The organism is Clavibacter sp. (assembly GCF_014802555.1).
Classification (GTDB): domain Bacteria; phylum Actinomycetota; class Actinomycetes; order Actinomycetales; family Microbacteriaceae; genus Clavibacter; species Clavibacter sepedonicus.
Genome location: NZ_JAAVCB010000023.1, coordinates 1 through 8,454 on the forward strand (window position 1 = coordinate 1; position 8,454 = coordinate 8,454).

Annotated in this window: 8 protein-coding genes; 5 read left to right on the top strand and 3 right to left on the bottom strand. The window is 72.5% G+C overall.

Going from position 1 to position 8,454, the window contains the following annotated elements; translation table 11 throughout:
• Positions 1-132: 132 nt before the first annotated feature.
• From HDR73_RS02775 to HDR73_RS02785, 3 genes are read right to left on the bottom strand one after another with little or no spacing between them, the layout of a single operon-like run.
• The gene (locus HDR73_RS02775; protein WP_012299630.1) at positions 133-1,239 is read right to left on the bottom strand and encodes a glycoside hydrolase family protein; all 1,107 of its coding nucleotides are present in this window, start codon (positions 1,237-1,239) and stop codon (positions 133-135) included.
• Positions 1,236-2,030 carry an IclR family transcriptional regulator gene (locus tag HDR73_RS02780; protein ID WP_012299631.1) on the bottom strand — a complete coding sequence of 265 codons (795 nt, stop codon included), beginning with the start codon at positions 2,028-2,030 and terminating at the stop codon, positions 1,236-1,238. Before HDR73_RS02780 ends, HDR73_RS02775 begins: the two co-directional genes overlap by 4 nt.
• Positions 2,024-2,833 carry an NAD-dependent epimerase/dehydratase family protein gene (locus HDR73_RS02785; protein ID WP_012299632.1) on the bottom strand — a complete coding sequence of 270 codons (810 nt, stop codon included), beginning with the start codon at positions 2,831-2,833 and terminating at the stop codon, positions 2,024-2,026. The genes HDR73_RS02780 and HDR73_RS02785 overlap by 7 nt, the downstream gene beginning before the upstream one ends.
• A 110-nt stretch (positions 2,834-2,943) precedes the next feature.
• On the opposite strand from HDR73_RS02785, the gene HDR73_RS02790 reads away from it, so the two are divergent.
• Genes HDR73_RS02790 through HDR73_RS02810 form a run of 5 tightly spaced genes read left to right on the top strand, consistent with a single transcriptional unit; the run spans position 2,944 to position 8,335 of the window.
• Positions 2,944-4,293 (top strand): ABC transporter substrate-binding protein, encoded by a 1,350-nt coding sequence (locus HDR73_RS02790; protein ID WP_012299633.1) that lies wholly within the window; start codon positions 2,944-2,946, stop codon positions 4,291-4,293.
• Complete coding sequence (locus HDR73_RS02795) at positions 4,290-5,252, top strand: carbohydrate ABC transporter permease (RefSeq protein ID WP_012299634.1); 963 nt, start codon at positions 4,290-4,292, stop codon at positions 5,250-5,252. The genes HDR73_RS02790 and HDR73_RS02795 overlap by 4 nt, the downstream gene beginning before the upstream one ends.
• Entirely contained in the window at positions 5,249-6,154 is a 906-nt protein-coding gene (locus tag HDR73_RS02800; RefSeq protein WP_012299635.1) for a carbohydrate ABC transporter permease, read from the top strand. Before HDR73_RS02795 ends, HDR73_RS02800 begins: the two co-directional genes overlap by 4 nt.
• 4 nt (positions 6,155-6,158) lie before the next feature.
• Entirely contained in the window at positions 6,159-7,391 is a 1,233-nt protein-coding gene (locus HDR73_RS02805; protein WP_012299636.1) for an enolase C-terminal domain-like protein, read from the top strand.
• Positions 7,391-8,335, top strand: a complete 945-nt coding sequence (locus HDR73_RS02810) for a 5-dehydro-4-deoxyglucarate dehydratase (protein ID WP_012299637.1) — start codon at positions 7,391-7,393, stop codon at positions 8,333-8,335. Before HDR73_RS02805 ends, HDR73_RS02810 begins: the two co-directional genes overlap by 1 nt.
• The last annotated feature ends 119 nt before the right edge of the window (positions 8,336-8,454 follow it).

Below are 8,454 nucleotides of genomic sequence, written 5' to 3' on the forward strand. Positions count from 1 at the left end.
CCGTGAACCGTCAGACGAGCATTACCGTGGGACATCGAGGCCTCCTGGCGATGGTTGAACTGAACAGCTCCATCAAGCCAGGAGGCCTCTTCACACGCCCCGAAGTGTCACCAACGTCATGGCCGAGTACAACTAGGCCGGCGAGCCCGCCTCGCGCAGCGCGTCGCCCACAGCAGCCAGGCGATCCCGCCCGACGAGGCCGAGGTGGTACACGTACGTGTCGTCTATCCCGCGCACGGCCGCGGGCCAGCCGGCGCGGATGCTCGCAGGCGTCGCCGGCGGCAGCGCCCAGAGGTAGCCGCCGAGCGGGATGCCGGGCAGCCGCTCGCGGAGCGCGCGCATCGCGTCGGCGTCGTGGGCCACGGCGTCGAGCACCACGACGCCGTCCACCTCGTCGAGGTCGTCGAGGAGCGCGGCGAACGGCCCGGTGGCCCACGGATCCGCCTGCGCGTGCACGACGACGCGGTCGACGCCGGCGTCACGCGCGGCGGCGAGGCACGCGTCGAGGAGCTGCCGCCGGGCCCGGCTGCGCACGCGCAGGACGGCGTCGAGCCCGTCGAGCCCGCCGTCCGCGTCGACGCGGGCGCGCACGTCGGCGCGGAGCGCGTCCGGATCCTCGCCCTCCTCCGCGAGCAGCCCGACGCACACCGTGCAGAAGCAGATGGACAGCAGCGCCTCGGCTTCGGCCGACCAGTCGGCGCCCGCGGTCTTCTCGTGGTGCCCGAGGTGGCCGAGGCCCATGGGGCCGCACGCCTCGAGCATCACGCCGTCGAGGTCCACCGCCCGGGCCGTCTCGGCGACCAGCGCCGTCGCGTACTCACGCACCTCGGGGCGCGCGGGGCAGAGCGCGTACGGGTACGCCTCGCCGAACGCGTTGACGACGCAGCTGCCCGGGTTGCGCGTGCCGACCGACGTCGAGTGCGTGAGGACGATCCACGCCTCGACCCGGAGGCCCGCGGCGCGCGCGATCGCGGCGGCCCGGGCGAACGCGTCCGGGCCGACCCACGGGGTGTCGTCGTCGGGCCGGAGCTCGCCCCAGGCCCCCTCGCGCACCGGCAGGTACAGCGCCGCGGAGCGCGCGTCCACGATGCGGTGCCGCGGATGCAGCGGCGTCGCGGCCCGCACCGAGTGGTACGCGGCCGCGATGGCGACGCCGTCGGCGCCCGCGGCCCGGACCCGCGTGACAGCGTCGGGGTCGTCGATCAGGTCCCACGGGTAGGCGCAGAACGCGACGCTCATCGCACGCCCGCCGACCGCAGCGCCTGGGCGAGCCGGTGCGCGTGCGCGCCGATGATCCCCGCGACGCGCTCCACCTCGGAGTCGCTCGCGCGGTCGATGGGCATGGAGCAGCTGATCGCGTCGGTCGCGGGGATCCGGTAGCCCACGCTCACCGCGACGCAGCTGACGCCGGCCAGGTTCTCCTCGCGCTCGTGCGCGTAGCCGCGTTCACGCGCCGCGTCGAGCTGCGCGTCGAGCGCGGCGACGTCAGTCACGGTCTGCGGGGTGAGGGCGGCGAGCGGGCCCGATCCGAGCACCTCCCGACGCTCCTCGGGGCTGAGCTCCGCGAGCAGGGCCTTGCCGAGCGACGTCACGTGCGCGGGCAGCTGCCGGCCGACGCGCGAGGTCGCCCGCCGGGACTCGGTGGTCTCGCGCGTGGCGAGGTACAGCACGCGGTCGCCCTCGCGGCGCGCGTAGTGCGCGGTGTACCCGGTCTCGTCGCGGATCCGCTCGAGGGCCGCGAGGGCGTGCGGCAGCGCCCGGTCGCGGTCGAGGTAGGCGGTGCCGACGACGAGCGCGCGGGATCCGATGGAGACGTGCGTGCCGTCCTGCAGCATCTGGATCCAGCCGCTCGCCGCCATGGTGTGCAGCAGCTGGTGCAGGCTCGACCGCGGGTAGCCGGACGCGCGGTGCAGGTCCACGACGGAGACGGGCTCGGACGACGCGGCCAGCCGCTCCAGCAGCGCCAGCGTGCGCTCCGCCGACTTGACCGGCCGTGCCCCGCGCTCCCCTGCCGGTCCGTCGGTCACCATGCGTCTCCCAGTGCGTGCTCCGGAGCGGCCCACTCGCCGCCGATGAGTCCGTTCGCGTCGGCGTCGTCCACGTCGGCGTCGTCCACGTCGACGATGCCGGCCGCGAACGCCTCCGCGTCGTCCTCAGGGTAGTAGCCGATCCGCTCGCCGGACTCGGGCGAGAACCACGCGCGGGCGTTGCGCGACACGCCCCAGACGATGCGGTGGCCGGGCTCCTCGAGCGCGGCGACGGCCTCGACGAGCCGCGCGAGGTCCGGGAAGGAGAGCCAGGTGGAGAGCGAGCGGCGACCCGTCGGCCGGTCGAGGAGCGTGCCGATCCTGGCGCTCACGACGCTCATCGCGTGGCGGTCGGCGTACACGGATCCGAGCGCCTCCATGGCCGCCTTCGTCACGCCGTAGAGGCTGTCCGGCCGGGGCGGCAGGTGGTCGACGGGCACCGCGGGCACCGGGTGGAAGCCGACGGCGTGCGTGGAGCTCGCGAGGAGGACGCGGCGGACGCCCTCCTGGCGCGCGGCGTCGAGCACGCTCCGGGTGCCGTCGATGTTCGCCGCGAGCACGTCGTCCCACGGCCGTTCGCGGCTGATCCCGCCGAGGTGCACCACGACGTCCGCGCCGCGCACGGCATCGCGCACGGCGTCGGTGTCGCGCACCGAGGCGATGACGGCACGCTCCCCCTCGACCGGCTCCGGATCCACCAGGTCGAGGAGCACGAGCTCGTGGCCCGCCGCCCGCAGCAGGGGCCGGACGCCGCGTCCGGCCATGCCGGCGGCCCCCGTCATCACGATGCGCGTCGTGTCCGCCATGCCTTCTCCTCAGGGTCGTCCCACCGGCGATTGACATCGCCGTCGATTGCATTACCGTAGCAGCGCATTCACACTGACGCAATGCATTCAAGCATGCAAATGGAGATTCGATGATGAAGACTCGACTCGTGCGGAGGGCGATCGCCTTGGCATCCGTCGCCGCGCTCGCGGGCACCATGAGCGCCTGCTCCGCGTCGGACGGCGGCGGCTCCACCTCCGCGGACGACCGCTCCCTCGAGGTGTGGACGCGCAGCACGCCGGACGATGCCGCGTCCTACCAGTTCGTGTTCGACGCCTTCACCGCGAAGACCGGCATCAAGATCGACTACAAGCCCGTCCCCGAGTTCGACACGCAGCTGCAGGCGCGCGCCCAGCAGCGGAGCCTCCCCGACGTGATGGTCACCGACGCCGGCAACCTCGGCACCTACGAGTCGCAGGGCTTCCTCCGCCCCGTCGACCGCGACGCCGTCGCCGGCGGCGACCAGATCTCCGACGCCACGTGGCAGAGCACGCGCGGCACCGACGGCGACTACTACGGCATCCCGTGGTCGCGCCAGGCCGCCATCACCTTCATCCGCAAGGACTGGCGCGAGAAGCTCGGCCTGCCGGTGCCGAAGACCTGGGACGACCTCTCCGCGCTCGCGAAGGCGTTCGCCGAGGACGACCCGGACGGCGACGGCAAGGCCGACACCTACGGCATGGTCGTGCCGGGCAGCGCCGAGAACGGGTACATCGCGCGCTGGGCCGCGTCGTACATCTGGCAGGCCGGCGGCGACATCCTGAAGGACGACGGCGACGGCACCTACACCGCGGACTTCGACAACCCGGGCACGGAGAAGGCCATGGAGTGGATCCGCGACCAGTTCTGCACCCCGGGCGTCGTCGTCCCCGGCTCCGTGAACCTCACGATCGCCAACACGCCGTTCTTCGCGCAGGGCACGGCCGGCATCTACCAGACCGGCCCCTACAACCTCAGCTCGTTCGACGCGGCGGTCGGCAAGGACAATGTGGAGGTGATCCCGACCCCGGCGGGCCCGGGCGGCGGCACGGACTCGTTCGCGGAGGGCGAGGACATCTACTTCGGCGCCTCCTCGAAGAAGCAGGACCTGCAGGAGCAGCTGGCCGAGTTCATGATCACGCCCGAGGCGCAGCAGCTCGCCATGCAGGTGAAGACGAACGACCAGGGCGTGCTGGCGCAGCCGGTGGTGCGGATCCCCGTCAACAGCTCCGTCGACATCGGCGCGGTGAAGGACGACCCGCGCTGGGACACCGCGAAGCAGGTCTACGACGAGCACGGCCGGTCGTTCCCGTGGGCGATCGACTTCACGCCCTACCGCCAGATCGTCGCGGACGGGCTGAACGGCGTCATCGCCGACTGCTCCAGCGACATCCCCGGGGCGCTGTCCGACATCCAGTCCCAGCTCTCCGACGAGCTCGACGAGCAGGGGGTGCAGGGATGAGCATCGGCGCCCCCGCACCGCTCCTGGTGGATCCCGAGCGCCGCGCGCCCGCGGCCCCCAGCCCCGTGCAGCCGAAGGGCCGGCTGCCGTTCCGCACGCGCTCGCTGATCCCGTGGGCCTTCCTCGTGCCTGGCCTCGTGCTCGGCGCGCTGTTCAAGTTCATCCCGATGCTCGAGGGCTTCCGGATGAGCTTCGTGAAGGTCCAGCCCTTCCTCGGCGACAGGTTCCTGGGTCTCGACAACTACGTGCACGTGCTCCGCGACCGGCGGTTCACCGAGGCGCTCGGGCACACCGTGCTGCTCGGCGTCGGGCAGACCGTCGGCGCGCTCATCATCGGCCTCGCGCTCGCGCTGCTGCTCGAGGGCACGTCGCGCCGGCTGTGGTTCGTGCGCACGGCCGTGTTCCTGCCCGTCGTGACGGCGGTCGCGGTCATCGGCGAGATCTGGCGGATCCTGTACTTCCCGACCGAGACCGGCTTCCTCAACTCGCTGCTGGGGATGGTGGGGATCCCGCCGCAGGGCTTCATCAGCGACCAGTCGACGGCCCTCGGCTACGTGATGCTCGTCGGCATCTGGACGGGCGCGCCCTACAACATGGTCATCATCCTCGCGGGGCTCACCGGCATCGACCGCACGCTCTACGAGGCCGCCGCGGTCGACGGCGTGAGCATGCGCCAGCGCTTCCGGTACATCGTGATGCCGGCCCTCCGCCCCGCCGTCAGCGTCGTGCTGACGCTCGCGGCCATCCGCAGCCTCCGCACCTTCACCGAGGTGTACGTGCTCACGGGCGGCGGACCCGCGGGATCCACCGAGGTCTGGATGACCCGCGTGTTCTCGCTCGGCTTCAAGGCCAACGACCTGGGCGTCGCGTCGGCGGCCTCCGTGCTGCTGCTGCTCGCGACCCTGGGCCTCACCGTCGGCGTCCGCGCCCTGTCATCCCGCAAGGAGAAGGCCAGATGAGCATCCTCGAGCGCCCCACGGGCGCCACCCGCCGCAGGAACGACGGCCAGTTCGACAGCGCGCTCGGCTGGAAGCCCGGCCTCCGCCCGTCGAACGTGATCCGCTTCGCGCTGTGCGCCGTCGCCTTCGTGGTGTTCGCGGCGCCGTTCGTGATCATCGTGTCCGGCGCGTTCGACGCCTTCACGTCGTCGACGAGCATCCACCTGTTCCCGCAGCAGCTGTCGCTGGAGTCGTTCCGGGTCGCGTTCGACTCCGGCGTGCTCGGCTACCTCCGCAACTCGCTCGTGATCGCGGGCGGCGGGCTCGTGCTGCAGGTGAGCGTCGCGATCCTCACGTCCTACGCCCTCGCCCGGCACCGGTTCCGCGGCCAGTCGTTCGTGCTGCTGCTGTTCCTGCTCACGATGATGCTGCCGGAGGAGGTCATCGCGATCCCGCTGTCGCAGGTCATCGGCGACGTCGGCGGCACGGGGCTCGACCTGCGCGGGACACCGCTCGGCGTGATCCTGCCGGTGGCGGTGTGGGGCTTCTCGATCCTCGTCATGACGGAGTTCATGAAGGACATCCCCCTCGAGATCGAGGAGGCCGCGCGCCTCGACGGCTGCGGCGAGCTGCGGATGCTGTGGACCGTGATCCTGCCGCTGTGCAAGCCGGTGCTGGGCGTCGTCACGATCTTCGGCTTCATGATGATCTGGGACCAGTACCTGCTCCCCCTCATCGCCGCGAACGACCCGAGCGACTACACGCTCACGGTCGCGCTCAGCGTCCTCCGCACCGACCCCACGGTCGGCTCGGGCGTCCTGCTCGCGGGAGCGCTGCTCGCGCTCCTGCCGAGCCTCGTCATCTACCTGCTCATGCAGCGGTCGCTCATCCGGGGGATCACCTCGGGCGCGACGAAGGGATAGCACCATGATCATCCGCGACCTCGTCGTCACCCCCATCGCGTTCCGCGACCCGCCCCTCCTCAACGCCGACGGCGTGCACGAGCCGCTCGCGCTCCGCACGATCGTCGAGCTGGTCGTCGACGGCGGCGTCGTGGGCCTCGGCGAGGGGCAGGGCGGACGGGTCGTGGCGGAGCGCGTCGCGTCCGTGCGCGACGCCGTCGTCGGCCTCCGCGTGACCGACCTCCACGGCATCGAGCGGGCGGTGGACGCGGCGCTCGGCGGCGACGCCGGGCCGCTCACCCGCCAGGAGCGCCGTGTCGTGTACTCCATGATCGACGTGGCCGCGCACGACGCGTGGGGCAGGATCGCGGGGCTGCCCGTGAGCGAGCTGCTCGGCGGGCGCGTGCGCGACGCCGTGCCGTACAGCGCGTACCTCTTCTACAAGTGGGCCGCGCACCCGGGTGAGGCGCCGGACGCGTTCGGCGAGGCGCTGGATCCCGCCGGGATCGTCGCGCAGGCCCGCCTCCTCATCGACCGCTACGGCTTCGGCTCCATCAAGCTCAAGGCGGGCGTCTTCCCGCCGGACGAGGAGGTCGCCGCAATCCGCGCGCTGGCCGAGGCGTTCCCGACGCACCCGCTGCGGATCGACCCGAACGGCGCGTGGACCCATGAGACGGCGCTGCGCGTCGCGGCCGAGCTCGACGGCGTGCTCGAGTACCTCGAGGATCCGGTGCTCGGCATCGACGGCATGTCCCGCGTCGCAGCCCACGTGCCGCAGCCGCTCGCCACGAACATGTGCGTCGTGACGTTCGAGCAGATCCGGGAGGCGTTCGCGAAGGACGCCGTGCAGATCGTGCTGTCCGACCACCACTACTGGGGCGGCCTGGCGCACACCCGCGAGCTCGCGGCCATCTGCCGGACCTTCGGCGTGGGCCTCTCGATGCACTCCAACTCGCACCTCGGGATCTCGCTCGCCGCCATGACGCACGTCGCCGCCGCCAGCCCCGAGCTCGCCTACGCCTGCGACACGCACTACCCGTGGAACCGCGGCGACGACGTGATCGTGCCGGGCGCGCTCGAGATCGTGGACGGATCCGTCGCCGTGCCGACCGCCCCCGGCCTCGGCGTCGAGCTCGACCGCGACGCCCTCGCCCGCCAGCACCTGGTGTACGTCGAGTCGGGGCGAACCGTACGCGACGACTCCGGCTACATGCGGAGCATCCAGCCCGCCTACGACCCCACCCTCCCGAGGTACTGATGACGACGACCGACACCGCCACCACCCCCGCCGGCCTGCTGCCGCCCCTCGAGGGCGTGCTCTTCTTCCCCGTCACGCCGTTCGACGCCGCCGACCGCGTCGACGTCGACGTGTTCGGCGCGCACGTCGCCCACGGCCTCGACCAGGGCGCCGGCGCCGCGTTCGTCGCGTGCGGCACGGGCGAGTTCCACGCGCTCGACATCGACGAGTACGCCCAGGCCGTGCGCGCCGGGGTCGCCGCCGCGGGTGGGCGCCACCTCGTCATCGCGGGGGTCGGCGGGCCGCTCGGGCACGCCCGCCGCTGCGCGCAGCTGGCCACGGAGCTCGGCGCCGACGGGATCCTCGTGCTGCCGCCGTACCTCGTCGCCGGCCCGCAGGACGGCCTCGCCGCCTACGTCGAGGCCGTCGCCCACGCGACGCCGCTGCCGCTCATCGCGTACCACCGCGGCCAGGCGCAGTTCACGGAGGCCACGGTCGAGCGGCTGCTCGCGCTGCCGACGCTGGCCGGGATCAAGGACGGTGCGGGCGACGTGGCCCTGTTCCAGCGCTTCGTGCTCGCCGCGCGCCGGGCCGGGCGCGACGACGTGCAGTTCTTCAACGGGCTCCTCACGGCCGAGTCGAGCCAGGCCGCGTACCGGGCGATCGGCGTGCCGCTGTACTCGTCGGCCGTGTTCGCGATGGCCCCCCGCGTCGCGAGCGCGTTCCACGCGGCCTACCGCGCGGACGACCTCGAGCGGCAGCGCTTCCTCCTCGACGAGTTCTTCACGCCGCTCGTGCGCCTGCGCGACGAGACGCCCGGGTTCGCGGTGTCGCTCATCAAGGCGGGGCTGCGACTGGGCGGCGTGCCGGTGGGATCCGTGCGGGCGCCGCTCGTGGATCCGTCGCCGCGGCAGCTCGCCGAGCTCGAGCGGATCCTCGCCCACGGGGAGGACGTCGTCGCCTGAGCTAGCTGTAGTTCCTCGGGAGGTTGTGAACGCGTGGGCGGATAGCGAAGACCTCCGGGACGATGTGAGTTACCAAGCACACGTCATCACCGGAGGTCTTCGTGACTCACGCTAACGCC